Annotated in this window: 15 protein-coding genes; 2 read left to right on the top strand and 13 right to left on the bottom strand. The window is 49.8% G+C overall.

What is annotated here, in order from left to right:
* Positions 1-12: 12 nt before the first annotated feature.
* Positions 13-378, bottom strand: a complete 366-nt coding sequence (gene speD, locus JW883_16100; GenBank protein ID MBN1843788.1) for an adenosylmethionine decarboxylase — start codon at positions 376-378, stop codon at positions 13-15.
* A gap of 182 nt (positions 379-560) precedes the next feature.
* Here speD and JW883_16095 point away from each other — a divergent pair, with 182 nt between their 5' ends.
* On the top strand, positions 561-2,381 hold the full coding sequence (locus JW883_16095; GenBank protein MBN1843787.1) for a hypothetical protein: 1,821 nt from the start codon (positions 561-563) through the stop codon (positions 2,379-2,381).
* A 77-nt stretch (positions 2,382-2,458) separates the two neighbouring features.
* On the opposite strand, the gene JW883_16090 is transcribed toward JW883_16095, so the two are convergent.
* The 5 genes from JW883_16090 to ftsH form a co-directional block, all read right to left on the bottom strand.
* The gene (locus JW883_16090) at positions 2,459-2,881 is read right to left on the bottom strand and encodes a universal stress protein (GenBank protein ID MBN1843786.1); all 423 of its coding nucleotides are present in this window, start codon (positions 2,879-2,881) and stop codon (positions 2,459-2,461) included.
* Positions 2,882-3,191: 310 nt separating this feature from the next.
* Positions 3,192-3,566: a response regulator gene (locus JW883_16085; GenBank protein MBN1843785.1), complete on the bottom strand. Its 375-nt coding sequence runs from the start codon at positions 3,564-3,566 to the stop codon at positions 3,192-3,194.
* 160 nt (positions 3,567-3,726) lie between these two features.
* Positions 3,727-5,133, bottom strand: a complete 1,407-nt coding sequence (locus JW883_16080) for a sigma-54-dependent Fis family transcriptional regulator (protein MBN1843784.1) — start codon at positions 5,131-5,133, stop codon at positions 3,727-3,729.
* 4 nt (positions 5,134-5,137) lie between these two features.
* Positions 5,138-7,120 carry a GAF domain-containing protein gene (locus JW883_16075; GenBank protein ID MBN1843783.1) on the bottom strand — a complete coding sequence of 661 codons (1,983 nt, stop codon included), beginning with the start codon at positions 7,118-7,120 and terminating at the stop codon, positions 5,138-5,140.
* Positions 7,121-7,124: 4 nt separating this feature from the next.
* On the bottom strand, positions 7,125-8,951 hold the full coding sequence (gene ftsH, locus JW883_16070) for an ATP-dependent zinc metalloprotease FtsH (GenBank protein ID MBN1843782.1): 1,827 nt from the start codon (positions 8,949-8,951) through the stop codon (positions 7,125-7,127).
* Between the two features lie 298 nt (positions 8,952-9,249).
* On the opposite strand from ftsH, the gene JW883_16065 reads away from it, so the two are divergent.
* Positions 9,250-11,856 carry a phosphoenolpyruvate synthase gene (locus tag JW883_16065; GenBank protein MBN1843781.1) on the top strand — a complete coding sequence of 869 codons (2,607 nt, stop codon included), beginning with the start codon at positions 9,250-9,252 and terminating at the stop codon, positions 11,854-11,856.
* Positions 11,857-12,143: 287 nt separating this feature from the next.
* On the opposite strand, the gene JW883_16060 is transcribed toward JW883_16065, so the two are convergent.
* From JW883_16060 to JW883_16030, 7 genes are all read right to left on the bottom strand, one after another.
* On the bottom strand, positions 12,144-12,575 hold the full coding sequence (locus JW883_16060; protein ID MBN1843780.1) for a response regulator: 432 nt from the start codon (positions 12,573-12,575) through the stop codon (positions 12,144-12,146).
* Positions 12,576-12,577: 2 nt separating this feature from the next.
* Positions 12,578-14,263 (bottom strand): two-component sensor histidine kinase, encoded by a 1,686-nt coding sequence (locus JW883_16055; protein MBN1843779.1) that lies wholly within the window; start codon positions 14,261-14,263, stop codon positions 12,578-12,580.
* Positions 14,264-14,298: 35 nt separating this feature from the next.
* Positions 14,299-14,718 (bottom strand): response regulator, encoded by a 420-nt coding sequence (locus JW883_16050; protein ID MBN1843778.1) that lies wholly within the window; start codon positions 14,716-14,718, stop codon positions 14,299-14,301.
* Positions 14,719-14,730: 12 nt separating this feature from the next.
* The gene (locus tag JW883_16045; protein MBN1843777.1) at positions 14,731-16,386 is read right to left on the bottom strand and encodes a GHKL domain-containing protein; all 1,656 of its coding nucleotides are present in this window, start codon (positions 16,384-16,386) and stop codon (positions 14,731-14,733) included.
* Between the two features lie 15 nt (positions 16,387-16,401).
* On the bottom strand, positions 16,402-19,005 hold the full coding sequence (locus JW883_16040) for a pyruvate, water dikinase (GenBank protein MBN1843776.1): 2,604 nt from the start codon (positions 19,003-19,005) through the stop codon (positions 16,402-16,404).
* Positions 19,006-19,190: 185 nt separating this feature from the next.
* The gene (locus JW883_16035; protein MBN1843775.1) at positions 19,191-20,363 is read right to left on the bottom strand and encodes a sulfite exporter TauE/SafE family protein; all 1,173 of its coding nucleotides are present in this window, start codon (positions 20,361-20,363) and stop codon (positions 19,191-19,193) included.
* A gap of 35 nt (positions 20,364-20,398) precedes the next feature.
* On the bottom strand, positions 20,399-21,352 hold the full coding sequence (locus JW883_16030) for a sigma-54-dependent Fis family transcriptional regulator (GenBank protein ID MBN1843774.1): 954 nt from the start codon (positions 21,350-21,352) through the stop codon (positions 20,399-20,401).
* Between the last annotated feature and the right edge of the window lie 37 nt (positions 21,353-21,389).

Genomic DNA, 21,389 nt, shown 5'->3' with positions numbered 1-21,389 from the left:
GTACACATTAACCTAGCCGCCACGCTCCAGGACAATTATGGAATGACATTTGGCCTTGAAGTGGCCGACGAGAAAATGGCAGGCCTTGCGCGGGTCCGCGGACACTCCGCAGGTAAAGATATCAATCGCGGCATAATTCATTTCCGGCCAGGTATGTATGGCAAGATGGGATTCCGCCAGTAGCCCCACGGCGGTGACGCCCTGCGGGCTAAATTTATGGCTGTGTAAATTGAGAAGCGTGGACAGAGCCTTTTCCGAAGCGTGCTCAACCGCTACCCTGACGAAACCTTCGTCGTCAAGCAATTCATATGGACAGCCGTTCAGTTCAAGAATACAGTGAACACCTGCGGCGGACCGGGTCAATTTGCCCACCTCCATAGATTTTGGATGAGTTGTTGGGCGCCTTTGCGTCGTGTAGATGCGCGGGTCAATATTTATGACGCACACCATCGCTTACAGCACATTTCATGCCACAGAGTACAGGCCAAGGATTTTTGCGCTGCGCTCTTTGCGTCTCTGCGGTGAGTAAAAATTCAGGGAAACGTTGGAGCTGATTTCGCATGCCCAAGTCAAAAGAGCGTTTTGAGGCCACCACAACTTATTTCATTACGCTGATCGTAGCGTATTGCAGCATTGTGTACGAACTGCTCTTGGCCCAGACCTTGTCGGCCATCATGGGCAACACGGTCCTGCGCTACAGTATAACCATCGGTGTGTATCTAGCCTCGCTCGGCGTGGGCGCCTTGCTTTGCGGCCACTCAGAGAAAGGTTCAGCCCAGAGGCTCATCCGCATCGAGATACTGTTAAGCCTCATCGGCGGCCTGTCCGTGATTATTATGCACATGCTCGCCGCGGTGCAGCGCTATGCCGTCAATACCTCCCTTTTTTTCCAGGGCCCCACAGGCGAGCCGGTTCTAGCAGTCTCCTTTTTCGTGCTCAGCCACTTGATCATTGTGGCCATCGGGATCCTGTCGGGGTACGAAGTGCCGCTGCTCATCGCCATGCGCAAGGTGGAAATACAGACCCTGCCGGACACGAACCCGGCAAGGGCCGTTAATGTGGTTCTGGGCGTGGACTATTTTGGTTCGCTTTTGGGTGCCGTACTCTTCCCCCTGGTTCTGTTGCCGCGGCTGGGATTATTTTCGATCTCCTACCTGTCAGCGCTTCTGAACGTTTTCGCCTGTCTCCTTCTCGTGACTTCCAAACCGTGCCAGGCCAGGACCCGCCAAGCCGCGAAGGCAGGGGTGATCATCGCACTCCTCATCGCCCTCTTGTCCATGGTCGGCCGGACCGAACAGTATTTTCTCAAGAAATTCTACTACGATGACAAAATCACCAATATCAGCTCACTCCTTAGCCCTTTTGACGACATGGACGATATCATAACCTTTCGTTCACCCTACCAGTGCATCCACTTTGTGCGGCGGCCGGACAACCCATTTTTGGGTTCAATACTTAAGACATACACGGACAAGTTCAGGGCCGAGCCGAATTTTCCTGGGGATATCTGGCTTTTCATGGAACATCAGTACCAGTTTTTCTCCAATTTCGAAGAGATATACCACGAGTTCTTCGTGCATATCCCAATACAGTTTGACAAACCGCCGCGGCGGGTGCTGGTGCTCGGGGCAGGCGACGGACTGGTTGTCCGGGAATTGCTCAAGTACGACGAGGTCGAGAGCATTACCGTGGTAGACATTGACCCCGTTATACTGCGGCTGGCCAGGGAATTTCCCCTGCTTGTTCGCATGAATCGCGATTCCATGTCGGACAGGCGGGTCAAACTCATACAGGCGGACGCCTTTGCCTGGCTCAGCCGGTGCAGGGAAATATTCGACGGGGTTTACTGCGATTTCCCGAACCCCACCAACTTTGACTTATCCCGCCTGTTCAGCCGTGAGTTCTATTCCATGATTCGAAACCATCTTGCTGACGACGGCTTCGCGGCCGCTGACATCCCCGACTCCACCTTATGGGAAAGGTATTACAGCACCTTCAGGGGGGCGGGTTTCAAAACCGTGGTTCCATATGAGGTCGGGTTGGAAAACGACAACCCGAGGCTCGAGGAAATTGCGGAAGAATTCGCGACAGTGGGCGGCCTGGTAGAGGTCAAGGACACGGAAAAGGAACGCGAATTCTTTTACGACACCGTGGTGCGGAGGGCGGTTGACAATGTGAGCCAGCGCTTCGTCTTCCTGCGGGCCGGCAAAAGCGCCATAAGCAGGCGTTACGTGGATCACAGGATTCCCCTTCACGTATTCAACGCCAAACGGTTTGCCCTGGCAGGCAATGTCGAGCATGAGGCCACCTTCAGGCCTGAACTTGTCAACTCCGTTCTCCGCCCCACTATTCCAACTATCACTTTCGACTCGATCTTTTAGCCTAATAAGCCGGGCTGACTTCATTTCTAGCACAATATCTTCCAGCCGGCCCGAATTTGTGAAGCCTTCCCCCGGAGCTAATCTTCCAGTGGCGTCCTCACCGCCAATACTGAGCAAGGGACAGCGTCTACCAATGCAACGTCTATACCGCCAAACATCAGCTTCTTTAAGCCTGTCAAAGCCATGCTTCCGATGATGACCAGGTCAAAACCATCTTCCTTGATAATATCCACAATCTCATCCTTAGCATTCAAAAGTGTCACATCTCTTAACAGCATGGTTCTTGGACTTACCGCGCCTTTTTTCATTATATCTTCTGCTTTCCTAAGGGCAATGGTTGATTCCTCCTCCAGCTTGTCAGTATATGATTTGCCAGAAGTATAGCGGAGGCCTATTGCCAGGATCGTCACTGATGCGTGTACATCTTTGGCTATTTTGGCGGCAGTCTCCACTGCATGCAAAGAGTGCATGGAGGCATCGACATAAACCAAGATTTTCATATACGGTCCCCATCTCATAGGTATCTCCCAGAACTGTAGTTGGTGTCTATTCGCTTTGCTGCGAGTTCTGAAAAGCAATGATGGAAGGAAACTCTTTACAAGCTACAGGAAACCATCAGATTCAGCGTGGATCAAGGTAAACGCGTGGTCACCTCGATCCACCGCTGAATCACAATTCACAACAGCCGCCCGAAAAAGTCTATTTTCTTCTCTTTAGTGTCTTTACCATGTAAGTCCCAAAAGCGGCAAGAACTACTGCCCCTACAGCGACCAAAATAAGAACATCCGTTGACATTACCTTCACCCCCTTTCAAGGTATAAAACCGCTTCGCGATTTTATATTTGGTTCAAGAACGATCTTTTCTAATAGGTTGTGTAACATCTCCAGGACAAATGGTTTGATCAAGAATGGGGTACTCTTGAGTTTTGTTGATGAAGAGGGATAGGCAGACATATAAATAAACTTTGTTTCGAGCTTTTGTTGCCTGGCCCTCTTTCTCAGGGCAAATCCATCCATGCCCGGCATCTCAATATCAGTAATGACCGCGTCGTAGGAATTGTTTTTCAATTTTAGCCAGCCTTCAACGCCATCAGCCGCCTCATCCACCTTCCATACATTTGAGGTCAGATATAATACTAGTGAATGTCTAAAATTCTTATCATCGTCCACAACCAGTATTCTCATGCTATCTTAGCCACCGCCTTTGACTTACATCATATCAAGACTCGTGCCACAATACATATCTAAAACTAACATGCCGATATTGCAGCACATTATTTTATGTTGACTGCGGTATTTCCCTGTCTCAGTCTCAAAATGAGACAGGGAAGAATGAAAGTTAGTATCAATTTGAGACGTTTGAAGGGATGGCGGAAGAGGCGCCTCTCGGGTTCTGGTTCTGGCCCAGCTTATATTCTTTCAACCGGCGATGCAGTGTGGCCCTGGATATCTGAAGAATCTCACAGGCCTTTTTCTTATTCCATCCGGTTGTTTCCAGGACAGAAAGAATATAACTTCTTTCAAGATCGTAGAGGCTCGCCGGCTGCTCTAATGAGTAGATCGGTTTTGTCTCTTCACGAATAAGCATCTGAAAGCTACCGGGGAGATCTTCAATATCGATGCAGTTCTTGGCCGTAATGGCCACGGCGTAACGGATGGTGTTTTGCAATTCCCTGATGTTTCCTGGCCAGGAATACCCTGAAAAGATATCATATACGCGGGGATGTATCATCTCTACATGCTTATTCATCTCTGATGAACAGGCTTTCAAGAAGTGTCGTACCAGAAGAGGTATGTCTTCCCTTCTGGCACGCAAAGGCGGCAAATCAAACCGGCAGGCATTAAGGCGAAAGAATAGGTCGTTGCGAAAGTGACCGGACTGAATCTCGTGTTCAAGATCTTTATGTGTGGCGGCAACAATTCTCAGATCAGCCCTTCGGGTAATGGTCTCTCCGAGCCTTCTAAATTCCCCATTTTCCAAAAAACGCAGTATTTTTACCTGAAAGGATAGAGGGGCATCCCCGATTTCATCCAAAAATATAGTACCGCCATCAGCCTCTTCAACCAACCCCTTTTTGTGACTGGTTGCCCCTGTAAAGGCGCCGCGGGTATGTCCGAACAGTTCGCTTTCCAAGAGAGTCTCCGGAAAAGCGCCGCAATTCAAGGCAACAAAAGCGCCCCCTTTCCGGTAGCTCATGCGGTGCAGGGAAGCTGCAATCAGCTCCTTGCCCGTTCCACTTTCTCCGACCAGCAGCACCGTGATGTTTTGAGAGGCAACCAGATAGACTTTTCGCAACACCTCCTGTAGCTCGCGATTTACAGTAATAATATTCTTGAAGTCGTACTTATCAACTAAAACACTTTGTAAAACCCGTATGGTCGATTCCAGTTTCTGACGTTCCAGGGCCTTGTCCGCGGTCAGGATAATCTGGTCGTCCGTAAAGGGCTTGGTAATATAGTCACTGGCTCCAAGTTTGATAGCCCTAACAGCGCTGTCGATAGAGCCATAGGCAGTCATCATGATGATGGATGAGGTAGGACACAGTGTCTTGATCTTCTTAATCAACTCCAACCCATCAATATCTTCCATGACCAGGTCGGTAATAACGAGATCAAAGATGTCTTTCTGGACAAGTTGCAGGGCCTCTTCTCCGGTAGCGGCCTCGTCAACCTGATGGCCGCTGAACTGAAAGGCGATCGCTATGCTTCTGCGCACCCCCTTCTCGTCATCCACAATGAGTATCCGGGCCATTGGTTTACCTTTCTAAAGGCAACTCTACAAAAACCGACGTACCTACGCCTTCTTCACTTCTGACCTCAATATCTCCCCCATGTCCCTCCACGATCGTTCTGGCTATGGCCAGGCCCAGGCCTAACCCCTTTGCCCTGGTAGAAAAGAATGGTTCAAAAATCTTCTTTGAATTATCTTGACATATTCCCTTTCCAGTGTCGTGAATGCCGATCTTGAAAAGGCGCTGATGATTTTGCACCGCTTTTTCGGTGGTAACCGTTATCAATCCCTTCCCCCTTGAGGCCTGCAATGCATTGATGAGGAGGTTTTGAACGGCCGTTCTGATCTGACGCCCATCCACCTTCACCGGGGGGGCGTCTTCAAGAAGACACTGAATCTGACACTCCCCCATCAACTCCTTGTCCTTGGTCAACAAGGTAACTGTCTCGGATAACAGTTTATTGATATCTATCTTCGCATACTGGAGCTTCTTGGGACGGCTGTATGTCAGGAAGTCATGAACAATGTTGTTCAGTCGTCCAACTTCCTCGGCCATGATCTCCATGAGTTCCTGCAGCGGCCCGGCCAGAGTGATGCTTTTGCGAAGCAGGCTAATGGAATTGGACAGCGCGCCCAGCGGGTTTCGAATCTCATGAGCGATCGAGGCAGCCAACCTTCCCATGGCGGCTATGCTTTCCGATTTGATGAGTCTCTTCTGGAAATCTATTATCTTATCTTCCGCCCTCTTGATGTCGGTTATGTCCTCTTCATAAATAGTCACGGAAGAGACCTCACCTTCGGGAGTAAAGGCTGGAAAGTAATTGTATCGGAAAAAACCTCCCAGCACCGGATGCTCTCTTTCAAGAGCAACAGTTGCTTTCAGGCGAAACACCTCCTGCACTGCACATTCTTGGCATGGTTCTTTCCCTTGGCAAACAACCTCATAGCACTTTCGCTGCTCCGCGTTATCCAGACCGTAATCGGCCAGGAATGCCTTATTGGCCTTAAGGATGCGAAACCTGGAATCGACTATGAAAATGTGGGCGGTAATGGCATCAAAGGTAGACTCCCATTCTCTCTTGTCCTGGCATACTGTATCGAAAAGCGTAGCCTTAGCAACGCCAATGGCAATCTCTTCGCTGATGGACTGCAGGACTTGAATTTCCCTGTCCAGGAAGTCTCTTGGCCTCCGGCTGGCCAGGCACACAACCCCAACGAGTTCCTCTCCGGAGTACAGAGGAAGATTTACGACAGATTGCATACCATGCCTTTCCAGTGAAATGGGTAACCTCGAGGTCCTGTTCATTACAACCGGGCCCTTTTTGTCGACTCCCCTCGGCAAGAAATATTCCGGCTGGATTTCAGCAAAAAAACCCTCCGGAACCCCTCCGGTTGCATCCTGATCTCCAAATGATTCCCACTTATTTCTTTTAGGATCTCTGATATGGATCCATGCCATATCCATGTCTAACCAGCATCGCACCTGTTTCAGAGTTTCTCTGCCAATACCGTTAACGTCCAAGGATTGGTTTACGGTATGGATGATACTGTTCAAAACCGAAAGCTCCCTGGTATGTTGTGAAAACTCCTTCCTGACTTTCTCTATGGTGTCCCTTTCATAAATGGCCTGCTCATCTTCCAGTTGCAAGAAGTCCCAGAAGAGGTTGGCAGCATCGTGATCCATGATGCGGATATGTCTCGGTTTGGAGTGGACTATCCCATCACGCACTCCTTTTTTGCCGGTCACTTCTATGATCAGGTCAAGAGACTTCAATTCATAAAAATCATGATAGTCTTTAGTCGTAAAAATGCTGTGTCTCCGCGCAAATACAAGTCCCGGCGCCCGAGTATTGGGATCCGCTACACCCAGCACATTCATCCGGAATCTCTTCAACTTATGTCTAAAAGCCATCTCCAAAAGGGCTTTGCAACGGACCCCGCCGCCGACAATGGCCACATTGAGTGTCTTTAAGGTATTCGAACTCGTATCTGTTTCCGGAGGCAACATGGGTTTAGCTCGTTTTCATAAGAAGTCCTTTTAATTCGCTTCCCTCCATAACCTCTTTTTCCATCAAGACCCTGGCCACCCTTTCCACATCAGAACGTCGTTCCACAAGTATTCCTCTGGCCCTTTGGTACGCCTGGGCTATTATTTTGTGAACCTCTTCATCAACTTGCCTGGCCGTGTGTTCGCTATATTCCTTGAGCGGACTGTACTTCGTGTCCAAAAAAAGCGGCCGTCCTTTCTCGAAGGTAAGGGGCCCCAGTTTATCGCTCATCCCGTAGGTCTGAACCATACTTCTGGCAATCTCCGTCGCTTCTTCCAAATCCCTCTGTGAGGCCGTTGAGACTTCTCCGAAAATGATCTCTTCTGATGCCCTGCCTCCCAACAGAACGGCTATTTTATCCGATAGTTCCGACTCTGTCAGGAGGTAGCGGTCTTCTGTAGGCAAGTGGACAGTGTATCCGAGAGCAGATATTCCTCTGGGAATGATGGAGATCTTATGAACCGGATCCGCACGTGGCAATGACAAGGATACAATAGCATGTCCTGTCTCGTGATAGGCCACGATTTCCTTTTCTCTGGCATTGATCAACTTGTTCGTCTTTTCCAACCCGGTGGCCACACGCTCAATCCCTTCTTCAAAGTCAGACATTTCAACGGCCTCTTTATTCCTTCGTGCCGCCAACAGAGCCGCTTCGTTGACGACATTTGCTATCTCTGCCCCCACCATCCCCGGTGTGCTGGCGCCCAGCTTTCTGAAGTCCACATCTCTGCCCAGTCTTACATCTCTGGCATGAATTCTAAATATCTGCTCCCGACCGTTCAAATCCGGCCGGTCCACCACAATGTGCCGGTCAAACCTGCCCGGCCTGAGCAAGGCCTGGTCCAGGATCTCGGGACGATTGGTTGCTCCAAGCATAATGACCCCTTTCTGGGGATCAAACCCATCCATTTCAGTGAGTAACTGGGTCAGGGTCTGTTCATGCTCTTCTGCGCCGGGAATACCGCTACCGCCTCTTGCCTTGCCAACAGCGTCTATCTCGTCAATAAAAATAATGCAGGGGGCCTTCTTTTCCGCCCGGGCAAAGAGGTTTCTCACCCTGGCCGCACCGACTCCGGCAAACATCTCGACAAAGGCCGAACCGCTGATACTGAAAAAAGGCACATTGGCCTCTCCGGCAACCGCCTGGGCCAGCAGCGTCTTGCCAGAACCCGGCGGACCCACCAAAAGAATACCCTTGGGGATTCTGCCCCCAAGGTTCTGAAAGCGGGCCGGGTTTTTCAAGAATCCTATAACTTCCTTCAGTTCCTCTTCTGCCACAGCCAGCCCTGCCACATAAGGGAAAGTAACGTTGGATTTCTTCTCGAGAAAGAGGCTGCTCTTGCCCGATCCGAAGCCTATTTTTCTAAAAAAGATAAATCCCGCCACGAGGAGTATACTGGCAGGAGCAATCCAGGAAACAACAGTCATAATCCAGGCATGACCTGACCTGGATTGGTAATAAACCCCCAGCCGATCCAACTCATCCACCAATTGGGGGTCTTCAACGCGATTGGTTGCAAAAGTATGCTCTTTCTGCATGCTTTCAATCGATCTATTATCCAGCTCAAGACCTCTCATCATGGCCAGAGACTTGATACCATCGCCGGTCAATTCTCCCTCGATACGATCCTTGTATATGGCCAGCCGGTCTGCGTTTTTTTCCTTCAGGAGCTTCTTCAATTCACTATACGAGATATTCTGTGATGGCCGTCCGGTGATGTAGTTGTGAGCAAGGACAACAAGGATCACAGCCGTAATAAAACATAGAATGCAGGTTATCTTTTTCTTCACTTAAAAATACCTAACCCGGATAAACCGGAAATACGAAGCACGTACTGTTTTCAAGGCGCGAGCCGCAAATCCGGAACAAATCCAAATATGAAATGCCAAAATATCCAAAACTGTAGGAGCGGGATCGAACACGATTACTAAACACTCCTTAATCGTCTTTTGACACAACTTACATTGTATGTTTAAAATAAATAAAGTTTATTGTCGAGCCGTTTTTGCTATCTCTCTCTATCCAGTCAACTCATGCAGTTCTTTTTGCCATGAACAAACGCGTACATCCTTAAGGGCAGGCAGAACCATGATGAACGTGTTAAAAAAATTCAACATATTTAGACGGAAATCTCGGAAGCCCGTCCCCTCAAAAGAAGACATATCCCGCCTCTTTAGAGTAAAGTATTCCTGGTTTAAGGAGCTGTTGGCATCTAATACTGAAGTTTTAAACATTATCACAGACATGGAGGAAAAGCTGCAGGGCAGGGAGGTTTTTGGTATGTCCTATGTGCGTGCCAAATCGACCCGCGCTGTATTTCACACCTTTCGTATGGTCAAATGCCTGAATAATCTTTCAAACAACAAGTATGTTTCACTATATGACATCCTGGAACAGCTCAATGAAAAGATAAAAGAGGAGTTGGTCAGAAAGAAGGAAATCCCCGCGACTGAATCCGTTTTGCCCTATTCCGGGGTGACCAGGGAGATGGTGGATTGGGTAGGGGGCAAGAACGCAAACCTGGGCGAGGTGTACAATCGCGTGAGACTTCCCATACCCGAAGGATTCGCCATCACGACCCACGCCTTTGATTCCTTCCTTGCCTATAACGACCTTGTCGATGAGATCAATAGGAAAAAAATGGAGATGGATCCGGACAGGCCGGAAACAGTAAACAGTATGAGTGAGGAAATCCAGAGGTTGATAATCATGGCCCGGGTCCCCGCTGAACTGGAGCAGGCCATTCTGTCGGCCTATGGTCAGATGGTAGAGGCGACCCAACAGGAGGGATTATGGGATCTACGTGTATCGATGAGGAGTAGCGCTATCGGAGAGGACAGCGAGCTGTCTTATGCCGGCCAATACCTGTCATCATTGAATGTGCCTTCCGACAAACTTATCCAGACGTACAAGTACATTGTTGCCAGCCTCTATACCCCCAGGGCCATATCTTATCGCCTCAATAAGGGGATTCGGGATGAGGACACTGCCATGAGCGTGGCCTGCATTCAAATGGTGGAATCCGTGGCCAGCGGGGTGATGTATTCCAGGCACCCATTCAATATCCTGGAAGATGATGTCATGATCACTGCCGTGTGGGGACTGGGTCCTTATGCCGTGGATGGCGTGATCACCCCGGATACCTATACAGTGTCAAAGGATAACGAGCTGAGTATTGTTGAGACAAAAGCCTCCAACAAACCGGTTCAGTTGGTCAGTAACCCGGACGGTGGTCTCGTAGAAATAGGCGTGGCCGCGGACAAACAGGATAAGCCGTGCCTATCGCCGGAGCAGGTGCGCACCCTTGCAGGTTATGCCGTGAAACTGGAAGAGCACTACCAGTGCCCACAGGATATCGAATGGGCCCTTGACAGCAATGGACGTCTCATTGTGTTGCAAACCCGGCCACTCCGTGTGGAAAGTCCCGAGAAAAACGGTCTTAAAGAGACCATCCCCAGGTTGACCGGGTATCCTTTGCTGGTAGAAGGCGGGGCTGTGGCCTTCCCGGGTGTGGGATTCGGTCCGGCCTTTCATGTGCGTTCAGAAGAAGACCTTATGGCCTTTCCGGATGGTGCGGTCCTTGTGGCTGAGCATTCGACACCGAAATTCGCGATTATTATGCAGAAGACCCGGGCTATTGTCACCGACTCAGGGAGTGTGACCGGACACATGGCTTCCCTCGCCAGGGAATTTGCCGTACCCTCCATCCTGGATCTCAAGGTGGCGACCACCTCTATCCCCCCTGGTGCGGAAATCACTGTGGATGCCTATTCAGGGAGAGTCTATCAGGGCAAGGTTCCGGAATTGCTTGCCATACAGACTACCAGGGAGCCTCACATGAAGGATACGCCTGTGTATCAAACCTTGAGACGGGCAGCCGACCTGATCGTACCTTTGCATCTCTTGGATCCCGAGGCTTCCTATTTTGCCCCGCGATCGTGCCAGTCGCTTCACGATATCATGCGTCTGGTACACGAGTTCTGTTACACCGAGATGTTTCAAATCAGCGACATTGTTTCAGTCAGAGGAGGGGGCGCTGTAAAGCTAGATGCCAATATTCCTCTTGACCTCTATGTCATCGATCTGGAAGGCGGCCTTGCCGGGGTGACCGAACACGCTAAGAAGGTGACTTTGGACAATATCGCATCTCTTCCTTTCAAGGCACTCCTAAAGGGGATGACGCACGAAGATTTTCGTTTACGCCAACCGCGCCCTGTTGATTTTAAGGGTTTTTTTTCAGTCATGACCGAACAGATGTTGTCTCCCCCCCCGAGCGCCGGACAAAGGTTTGGTGACCGCAGCTACGCAATCATTTCGGACAAGTATCTCAATTTCAGTTCCCGTGTGGGCTACCATTACGGTGTGCTCGATTCATATTGCGGCCGGACTATCCACAAGAACTATATTACCTTTTCCTTTAAGGGTGGCGCTGCTGATGATATCCGGAGGAATCGCCGGGCCCGCGCCATCGCCATGATGCTCGAAGGCCTCGACTTTTCGGTGAAAGTCACGGGAGACAGGATAGACGCCCGTCTTCAAAAATACGAACTTCCCGTGATTGAAGAAAAGCTGGACATGGTCGGGCGGTTGCTTCAATTCACCCGGCAGATGGATATGCTGATGACCAGCGAAGCGACTGTGGAGGCTGTGGCAAAGGCTTTCCTGGAAGGGGATTACCAGTTTGAGATGAAGTGAAAAAAATGCCTTGATGGTTTCGTAAGATGCCTCACCCCCCGCCAGCGGCGGGGTCATTTCGAGCGAGCCGACTTCGCCATAGTAGCCTCGGCTACGACGGCTGAAAGCGAGAAATCCTTACCCTGTAACATGACAGATTCACTGAGTTCGACTTCTTGCGAGTACATCAAAGTTAGGGATGTGCCGGCCATCGCTCTCGTTGAGGTAGAGGTAAGGCGGGACTTAAAGCGTGCTGTTGAAGTACGAACTGTTCTCTTTATTTTAGGCATTTTAGCGCATTTCTCTTTCTACCCCGGACTTCTATCAACTATCCTTCTCGCTTCTGCCTGGCGGATTCTGTCGTCCCTGGTTTGCTTCAATTCATAGGCCGCATCAATCTTCTCCATTAATTCCTCGATATCGCACGGCTTCATCAGGTACTCGTGGGCCCCCAATCTCATTCCCTCCACTGCCGAATCAACCGAGGCATGCCCCGTAAGCATGAGAACCTCAATTCCGGGATCGATTTTCTTTAACTCGCGCAAGGTTTCTATGCCGTCCAAACCAGGCATTCTGACATCCAGGATGACCACATCATAAGGGTTGTTTCTTACCTCTTCTATTGCCCCCCTTCCGCTGTACACACCAAATACGTCTAATCCCCTTTCGGTCAAGCGCTTTGTCAGGGTCTTTACAAATCTTTCCTCGTCATCCACGATTAATATCCTAGGTTTTGGCATTTCTAGATCCCTCCTCTCTTTAGTTCTAAGGGGAGATTGATGGTGAAAGTCGTCCCCTTGCCCACATCACTGGCGACAGAAATATCCCCTCCCAATTTTTCAATGATCCCGTGACAGATGGAAAGCCCCAACCCGGTCCCCTTGCCCGGAGGTTTTGTCGTATAAAACGGGTCAAAAATCTTACCCATGTTCGCTTTAGGTATGCCGGGGCCCGTATCGCTTATTTTGATGCTGATTGTATCGCCCTCGCCTATTCCTGTTTCAATCTTGATTTCACCCCCGCCCTCAATAGCGTCCCTTGCGTTGTTGATCACGTTCAAGAACACCTGCCGCAACTGGGAAGGATCGCTGTACATAAGAGGCAAGTGTGCATTGTACTCTCTGACGATTTTTATGTTGCTAAGCGCTGCATCCCTGCCCACCATGCCAATGACGTCTTCAACCAATTCGTTTATGTTCACATCTTTAATGACAGACTTCATCTTGCGTGCAAAGCTTAATAATTTGTGCGTGATTTCCTTGCACCGGCCGGCCTGCTGGGCAATTTCTCGCAGCGAATCTTTGAAATCGTCCATTTCTCTTAAGCCTTTCAGGCTATCCCGCTTCAAGAGATCCTGCATCCATCCAGCCTCTTCCCCGATTATGGCCAAGGGATTGTTTATTTCATGGGCGATTCCGGCAGAAAGCTTACCAACGGATGCGAGTTTCTGAGACTGGATAAGTTGCTCATCAAGAACACTCTTTTCTTCATCAGCCCTTTCTATCTTGCGCACCAAAAGCCTGGTGGTAAAAAAAGTGACCACGGCAACCAAAATGCCCCCAAGGATAAACATCAGGATGGCTGCGTTTCTCGTCGTATAGAGTTCGGCAAAGGCTTCATCAACATCCTGTTGTACAACCAAGAGCCAGTTGTTGTCTTTCATCCAGGTTTTGGCCCGGAGAACTTTCTGTCCTTTTTTGCCCTGGACTTCCCAAAAATTGACGCCATCAAACGGTTTCAGTTCCAAATCACCCGGTTCGCTTTTCTCCATAACATAACCGCCCGTCCTGGGCCTGGTCTGATAGTAGCCCTCCTTGTTCACGATAAATGCCTGTCCGGTGTGTCCAAGCCGGACATTCTCCACAACGGAACCGAATCTGGCCGCGTCCACCGTAGCCCTCAAGATCCAGCTATTTTTCCCATCTCCCTGCCTGACGGCAACGATAAGATGCGGAAGTCGCCGGAAACCAAGGAAGACATCACTTACAAACACCCTCTTTTCCATCACCTCTTTAAACCAGGGGGCATCGCTGTAATTCTTGCCAAGCAAATCATAGGCTCCTATGTAGGCTAAATGGGTCGCTTTTGAGTCTATGACCCCTATATCCCCAAAGGCATGTTTGTACTGTCTTTGCAGGCTATTAAATACTTCTTGCAAAACATCACTTTGGACCGTCTTATCAAAGGGTTTAAGCTGCGTTGTTACCATCATGGCAGCAGTGATCTCCTCCAGGAAACGCTCAATCGATTCCTTGTGGAAAATCACTATACCTTCTAGCTGCGTTGTCACCTTCTCTCTGATGGAAGCTCGGTATTCGTAATAGATGCTTCCGCCGGTGACCGCCATCGGTATGGCCGCCGCTACGAACAGAATGATCGTGATATACTGGCGCAGGCCTCGGTACGAGTGCCTTCCCTTTTTGGCCATCCGGTTCCTCCTTGTTGTTAAGAAAACCGTGCAGGCTAATCCGTCAGTTCCTTCATCTTGGCCTGGCGAATCTTTTCTTCATGAATGGATTTCCTTTCGTATGCTTGCCGCATCTTGTCCATCAACTCATTGATATCTGCCGGTTTCATGATGTAGTCGAATGCCCCAAGCTTCATCCCCTCAATTCCTGACTCAACCGAAGCATGGCCGGTGAGCATGATAACCTCCGTGAGGGGTCTCTTTTTCTTCATTTCCCGCAGGACATCCACTCCATCCATGCCCGGCATCTTGACATCAAGGATAACAACATCAAAGGGATTTTCGTCCAGAAGTTCGAGGGCCTTTTCACCGCTTTCTACACCCGAAACATCGAGGTTTCTCCTCTTAAGCCGTTTTACAAAAGTTTCGCGAAAATCATCCTCATCATCGACAACCAAAACACTAAACTCATTCATACCCTTGTCTCCCTATCTCTCTCGTGTTGGCAAATAGACCGTAAAGGTGGTCCCGTGTCCCTCCTTGCTTTCCACTGTAATCCTTCCGCCCAGTTTCTCTATAATGCCGTAGCTTATGGACAGCCCCAGCCCGGTTGCATCTCCAACTTTTTTCGTCGTGAAAAAAGGATCAAAGATTCTATCTAGCGTCTCTCCGGGAATACCTGGACCGCTATCCGAAATCGTAATTGCAATCTCGTTATCATTAGAAACAAGACCCGTTTTGACATCAATCTCACCGTTCTTGCCAATAGCATCGATGGCGTTATCAAAGATATTGAGAAAGACCTGCTGGAGTTGGCCAGAGTCGCTTGTCGTTAGTGGAAGGTTTTCAAGATAGTCGGTCTTGACATCAATATTCCGGTAATGGGCCTCATTTTCAAAAAACTCGATGGTCTCGTTCAGGGTCTTATTGATATCTACAGTCTCATGGACCGGTTCCATGCGTCGCCCAAAGCCTAATAGGCGGTGCGTAACCTTCTTTGCTCGTTCGACATGTTGGTCAATCTTGCGGATAGCAGCTTTAACCTCCTTATAATTCACACTTTTTGCGATGTCTTCCACTTCAAGAAGATCCATTATCCAGCCTGCTTTTTCTTTGATGACGGCTAGGGGATTGTTCACCTCGTGGGCAATCCCTGCAGCCAACTTTCCTAAGGCAGCCATCTTGCTCGATTGAACCAGGCTGGCGTTCAACACTGCCTTCTCGCGGTCGGTCTGTATCAGGCGGGCTATCGTCGCGCGGGCGACAAGGATAGTGCCGAGCACAATAATCGAGGCGCCGGCAATGAAAATCCAGATTGCCATATACCTCGCCCTAAGAAGGGGGGTCAGCGCTTCCCGGGGATCTTCCTTGATGACCAGCAGCCATTTATTATCTGCAATCGCGGTTGTGGCGAAGAGAGTCTTCTCGCCATTCCACTCAATCTCCTCAACAGAGGTGCCGAATGATGCCGAGAAATCAGGGCAATCCGCCTTTCCAAGGAGTTCATCGCTAAACCGGGGGGCGGTCTGCAACATATTATGCCGGTTGATAACAAAAGCGTCCCCCGCTTTGCCAACCTGTGCCGCCCTCACCATGGCGTCAAAAATGTATGTATCGATGGTGGCGCGAAGAATCCAAGACTGGCTTCCTTCGCGGCGCATTACCGCGATGACAAAGTGCGGAAACTTTCGAAACCCCATGAAGACATCACTTATATGCACACCTCGTGACATGACCGCAGCAAACCACGCCTCTTTCTTATAATTGACTCCTTTCAACTCATAAGGTCCCGAATAAGCCACATGGTTCCCGTCTTGACCAATCACCCCGAGGTCTACGAAGGCCTTTGAGCGCGTTTGAATGATATTAAAGACTTTATCCAGATAGCCTTCTTCTTTTAGTTGGTCAAAAGAATGGGTATAGGCCAGCGTCGTAAGCTGGGAGATACGTTCGCTAAAAAAAAGATCAATGGCGCTTCGCCTGTTTTCCGCCAGGGTCCTGAGGTCTTCCCTGATCTTGGCCGTGTAAGAGACACTGAACTGATGATAGATGCTGAACCCCAAGGCAAAAAGAGGGATCAGCGAAAAGCATAGCGTTGTAAAGATTATCTTCCACCGTAATTTGTTGTAGTCCTTTTCTTCCATTCAGATAATCCCGGATTACACCGAAACAAAGGAATTGATATCCTTTATCATCTTGTCCATATAGTGAATGACCCTGGCATCGTTGGCCATGATCATATCGAGCTGTCTGGTATGGATGGTCAAATATCCGAGCACCTTGAGCCGCTCTATCATGAAGTCCTGATCATATTCCTCTATCCTCGCAGTGATAGCGTCTTCACTGATCTCGACCCGGAAATCAAATTTCTCCAGGATTGCTCCGATAAATTTGATCCTCCTCAGCCTCCTGTTGAAGTCAGCGGCCCCCCCCTTAAAATTGAAGCTCACATAGTTCTCTTTGGGCCTCTCACCCACAAATGACTCAACGGTTGAGAAGTGATATCCCAAACGAGAGGTCAAGTTGCAAAAATGTTTGGAAATCATGAAATAGTTCTTTTCACTATAACGAGATTTACCCCCGGCAGTCAGGCTCGGGTCCATGGTCGAAGAGAACATGACTGAGAACAACCCCTTTGTGTCAACCGCAGGCGGGCCTTCCCATGGTATGGCGATGGTCCCCTCCCAGATGGCCAGCATGGGAATGGACGCGATCTGTTCCAGTTTAACCTTGTCACCCTCAACCGGTTCTTTAAACCCGTCCTCAAGGTCGATTATCCACCACTGCATTGGGACCTTATAGACCAGTTGCTTACTGGCTCGCTCTGAAAAACGGTGGTCCTTGCCAAAGCTGAACATCTCCTTTACGGATTTTTCGTGGCAGAAGCGGGTAATGTCGTGATAAGTCCGGCACCCCTTTGGGTTGAAATCATCGCCATCCGGATCAATCAGGTTCAGGGGCACAACATACTCAAGGGCCTTTTCCAGAATATGGTAAACAGGACTTCCTTTCATCAGGCTCGCTCTTTCAACCGAGGCCTCTTCAAGCAGGCATTCGACCCTTCCTTCATAGACCTTCCGGCCGTCTGCATCAACCGTTATGATATCGCCATGTTGAATCTTGCCCGTGGCCTCAAGGGTGTCGAAAAGGGCCGGAACACTGAACTCTCTTGAAACAGTCGCCAGATGTCCCGTGACACCCCCTCGATCCGTTACCACTGCTGCTGCCCGGTTCAAGAGCGTGGCCCATTGGGGTAAAGAATGCTGCGCTACCAATACCGCTCCAGCAGGAAACTGGAGCAGATCCACAGTGGTATCCACCAGAAAGGCAGGCCCGCAGGCAACCCCCGGGCTGGCCGTCACACCACCTTGCAAGACAACGGGCTCCTGTATTTTGAAACCCGGCCCTTCTTCCACACCTTTTGTTTCTGTATCCATCTGTCTCAACGGTCGGCTTTGCAGTATTCTGATGACACCGTCCTTCTCAACGGCCCACTCAATGTCCTGAGGGCATCCATAGTGGTCTTCAAGACGACAAGCCAACCCGGCGAGGGATACTGCCTGATCATCAGTGATAGAAGGATCGTCCCTCTCATCACCTGTCAACTCCATACGGCAAACCCCTTCTTCGGCAAAACACACGAATTTTTGCTCTTTCCTGTGAATCTCCTTTTTTAGGATCTCACCCGGTTGTCCCTTTGAAACCACAAGAAGGTCCGGGGATGCGGTGCCGTCCACGACCGATTTGGCAAGGCCCCAGACCGCGTTGATGATAACCACGTTGTTGCGAATATTGCTCGGATCACGGGAATACATCACTCCGCTTGAAACAGCGCCAACCATTGCCATGCAGCCCACACACATGGCTATGTCTTCATCTCGAAAGCCCATGCTCAAACGGTACGTAAGGGCCTGGGGGGTGTATTTGCTTGCCAGAATCTCCTTAAATGTGTAGGCCAAAAACTCCTGGTTCACATTAAGCTCGGAGCGATACTGACCCGCGAAAGAGGCCTTTTCCGTATCCTCTCCCATGGCGCTGCTGCGCAAGGAGACATTTACGCCTTTTTCTGTTTTCTCTTCAAGGTCCTTGTATGCGGAAACGATCGCCTCTTCAAGCTCATCCGGCAATTGCGATTGAATAATAAACTGCTGAATATCAGCGCTTGCCTTGTGCAGCATCTCCATATCTTCAAGATCCAGAGGCTGAATCCGCCGGTTGATTTCTTCTTGGAGGTTACTGTGTTTGAGGAACAGATCATACGCAGAGGCCGTGATAACAAAGCCTTCCGGCACCGAAAGGCTGACCCGATTCAGGATTTCCCCCAAATTCGCCATCTTTCCGCCGACATGATCGGCCATATCCTTGTTTACGGCCTCAAGAGGCAGGATCAGTTCGCCCTGTCCGAATTCCTTGCGCTCTTCCAGGATCTGTTTGACGCCGTTCTCGATTTCCGCAAAAGCCTCATAAAGGGCCTCATAGCGGTTGGAGGAGATCTCGTTCATGTTCTGAATTATCTTATACACATTGACTGAAACAGCGGTGCAGTTAGCGCGAACAAAGGCCATGCCAAAGCTGTGGCTCCCGCGAAGGGCGTGTTCCATGTCGGACATGATATGGAGCGCCGTATTATTGGCGTTTAAGAGGGCCTTAAAGTTCCAATATCTCGCCTTAAACATGGAGCGCAGTTCTTCCGGCGCTTCCTGGGGCTCTCGCTTACCCGCTCCTTTTACAACTTTCTTGACTAATCGTGTCAATCCAAACACGACGCTACCTCATAAAACCTTAACTGGGAAACACCGGAAACAAAAAGGGGAAACAAAACTAACCACGAAAGCACGAAAACACGAAATCTCTACGGAAATTCTTTCTTCGTGCTTTCGTCATCTCGTGCTTTCGTGGTAATTTTATTTTTTTCTGTTCCAGCTTAGCCGCCTAAGGGTGCTAGCCCCTACTCTTGCCTTTCCCGCAAATACCCCTTAAGCATCTTCGCCATAAGAATACCGCAAGGGGCAAGAATAGCCACCAGCAACACGACACGGGCCGGGACAATCATACCAAACTGTTTGAGAAGAACAGACAACCCAACCGTGATCGCGGTAACAGCATACAAAAGACGAATGCCCGGGCCCTTTACATAATGGGCAGTGCGGCTGCAAGTCTGCGTGCCGACAAGGGTGCCAACGAGAATCCATAAGACGGCAATGATTTCAACGTGTCCTTTCAAGGCGTAGGTGAGGGCTCCGTAACCGCCTGAGAAAGCTGTGCAAAAAAGATCGGTCCCCAGGGCAATGGCCGCCGCCAGGCCCATAAGATAAATCATGGCCGGCAAAGGCAAGAAGGCGCCCATCACCCCCAAAAGGCCAAAGAGCCATCCGGTAATAAAGGCAATGCCGATAATGATCCAGAAAGAGACCCGAACGCCGGATGCCGACAAAGTAACTACAGGTGGAAGCTTCATGGCCTGGAGCCTCCTCGATACGGCGGTCCCGCCCTCATCAAGTGGCGGAAGCCAACTCTGGCCCGAAAATGTCTCATCGTGTTGAACGCCTGTAATCTTTCTGTATTCTATGAACATGAACAGGCCCAGCCCGAGAAGCCCGGCAAGATAGACCATCCGGATAACCGTTCCGGCCTTACTTAACGCAGCAAGCCATATCACCGTCCGGGCCCCCAGCTCAACACCGGCGACCATACCGATGATCATCAGCACAACAAGTTTGAGTTCCACTTGCTGCCTCCAACCACCTTTAGCAAGTCTTATGCAGGCCTTAACGGTCATCTGGGCAAGGTCGGTCCCTACTGCCGTGGCTATTGGAAAGCCGAATACATTCAAGGCCGGAGTCACAAAAATTATGCCCCCTGTGCCAAAAAACCGGCCCAGGACCCCTACGGAAAATCCGATGGCGATAAGGACCCAGACGTTGAAGTCCCGGTTGAGGGTAGGAAGTCTTATAATGTACCAAGGGACCTCATGCTCCCCGGAGGCCACAGTGGATTCAGCAGCCGAAGCCTGGACGGCAGAACTCCCCCCTGCCTTGGAGACGGCCTGGCAGTTGTTGATGTCAAGGCAGAGGGTCAGCCCCAGAAATAACAAGATCAAGATGATGTGATGGACTTTCATTTTTCCATTCTTGATGACTCCATCACAAAGTACGGTCATGACAAAACGTTGCGTCTTGAATCCACCTTGATCCCATATCGATTCAGTTTGTATCTCAAGGTTCGCGGGCTGATATTAAGGATCCGGGCGGCCCGTTCCCTGTCGCCCTGCACACGATCAAAGACGTCCAGGATGGCCTTGGTTTCCGCCTTTCTTTTGACTTCTCCCAGATCCATGGCCGGAGGTTCTTTAAAGTGCCATAGAAAATCAGAAGGGAGTTGCTCTATACCGATCGTATCCTTGACGTTCAGGATAAAAACCCTTTCCAAGAGGTTTCTCAGTTCCCTCACATTTCCGGGCCAATCATAGCGGCAAAAAACATCCATGGCCTCTGACGATACAGCAGGTCTCGGTTTTTCGTACCTGACGCTTAATTGATCCAGAAAGTAATTCACCATCTCGGCGATAGCGCTCTTTCTCTCCCTTAAAGGAGGTATGTAGATTGGCACGACATGAAGACGATAGAACAGGTCCTCTCTAAACTCCCCCTTTTTGACCAGGTCTCTGAGGTCTTTGTTCGTTGCCGAGATAATCCGAACATCCGCCTCAATTTGCTCATTTCCCCCAATGCGTGAAAACCGAAGATCTTCCAGGACCCGCAAAAAATCCACCTGATTTTCCAAAGGCACTCCGGAGACCTCATCGAGAAACAGAGTGCCTTTGTCAGCCGTCTCAAAGCAGCCCTTCTGCCTGCAAATGGCCCCTGTGAAGGATCCCTTTTCGTGCCCAAAAAGCTTGTCTTCGAACAGAAGGCCTGAGAGGATGCCGCAGTTTACCGGAACAAAAGGGTTTTCAGCCCTTGAGCTCTCAAGGTGGATCATCCGGGCAAGCATCTCCTTGCCTGTGCCGCTTTCGCCTGTTAGTAGCACATTTACATCGTATTTGGCAACCTGATGCACCAAGTTGATAATGAAGCGCATCACATCAGAACCGATGATAAATCTCTGCATTATTGATTCCTTGTGTGTTCTTAACCACAATACCACC

Source organism: Deltaproteobacteria bacterium, from assembly GCA_016930875.1.
Classification (GTDB): domain Bacteria; phylum Desulfobacterota; class Desulfobacteria; order Desulfobacterales.
Note: the sequence above shows the minus strand (reverse complement) of the source record. Positions and strands in the feature narration are given on the sequence as shown.

What these genes read in the sequence shown, in the direction of transcription:
- speD (MBN1843788.1), bottom strand. Translation starts at nt 378, where the DNA reads ATGGAGGTGGGCAAATTGACCCGGTCCGCCGCAGGTGTTCACTGTATT.
- JW883_16095 (MBN1843787.1), top strand. Translation starts at nt 561, where the DNA reads ATGCCCAAGTCAAAAGAGCGTTTTGAGGCCACCACAACTTATTTCATT.
- JW883_16090 (MBN1843786.1), bottom strand. Translation starts at nt 2,881, where the DNA reads ATGAAAATCTTGGTTTATGTCGATGCCTCCATGCACTCTTTGCATGCA.
- JW883_16085 (MBN1843785.1), bottom strand. Translation starts at nt 3,566, where the DNA reads ATGAGAATACTGGTTGTGGACGATGATAAGAATTTTAGACATTCACTA.
- JW883_16080 (MBN1843784.1), bottom strand. Translation starts at nt 5,133, where the DNA reads ATGGCCCGGATACTCATTGTGGATGACGAGAAGGGGGTGCGCAGAAGC.
- JW883_16075 (MBN1843783.1), bottom strand. Translation starts at nt 7,120, where the DNA reads ATGTTGCCTCCGGAAACAGATACGAGTTCGAATACCTTAAAGACACTC.
- JW883_16065 (MBN1843781.1), top strand. Translation starts at nt 9,250, where the DNA reads ATGATGAACGTGTTAAAAAAATTCAACATATTTAGACGGAAATCTCGG.
- JW883_16060 (MBN1843780.1), bottom strand. Translation starts at nt 12,575, where the DNA reads ATGCCAAAACCTAGGATATTAATCGTGGATGACGAGGAAAGATTTGTA.
- JW883_16055 (MBN1843779.1), bottom strand. Translation starts at nt 14,263, where the DNA reads ATGGCCAAAAAGGGAAGGCACTCGTACCGAGGCCTGCGCCAGTATATC.
- JW883_16050 (MBN1843778.1), bottom strand. Translation starts at nt 14,718, where the DNA reads ATGAATGAGTTTAGTGTTTTGGTTGTCGATGATGAGGATGATTTTCGC.
- JW883_16045 (MBN1843777.1), bottom strand. Translation starts at nt 16,386, where the DNA reads ATGGAAGAAAAGGACTACAACAAATTACGGTGGAAGATAATCTTTACA.
- JW883_16035 (MBN1843775.1), bottom strand. Translation starts at nt 20,363, where the DNA reads ATGAAAGTCCATCACATCATCTTGATCTTGTTATTTCTGGGGCTGACC.
- JW883_16030 (MBN1843774.1), bottom strand. Translation starts at nt 21,352, where the DNA reads ATGCAGAGATTTATCATCGGTTCTGATGTGATGCGCTTCATTATCAAC.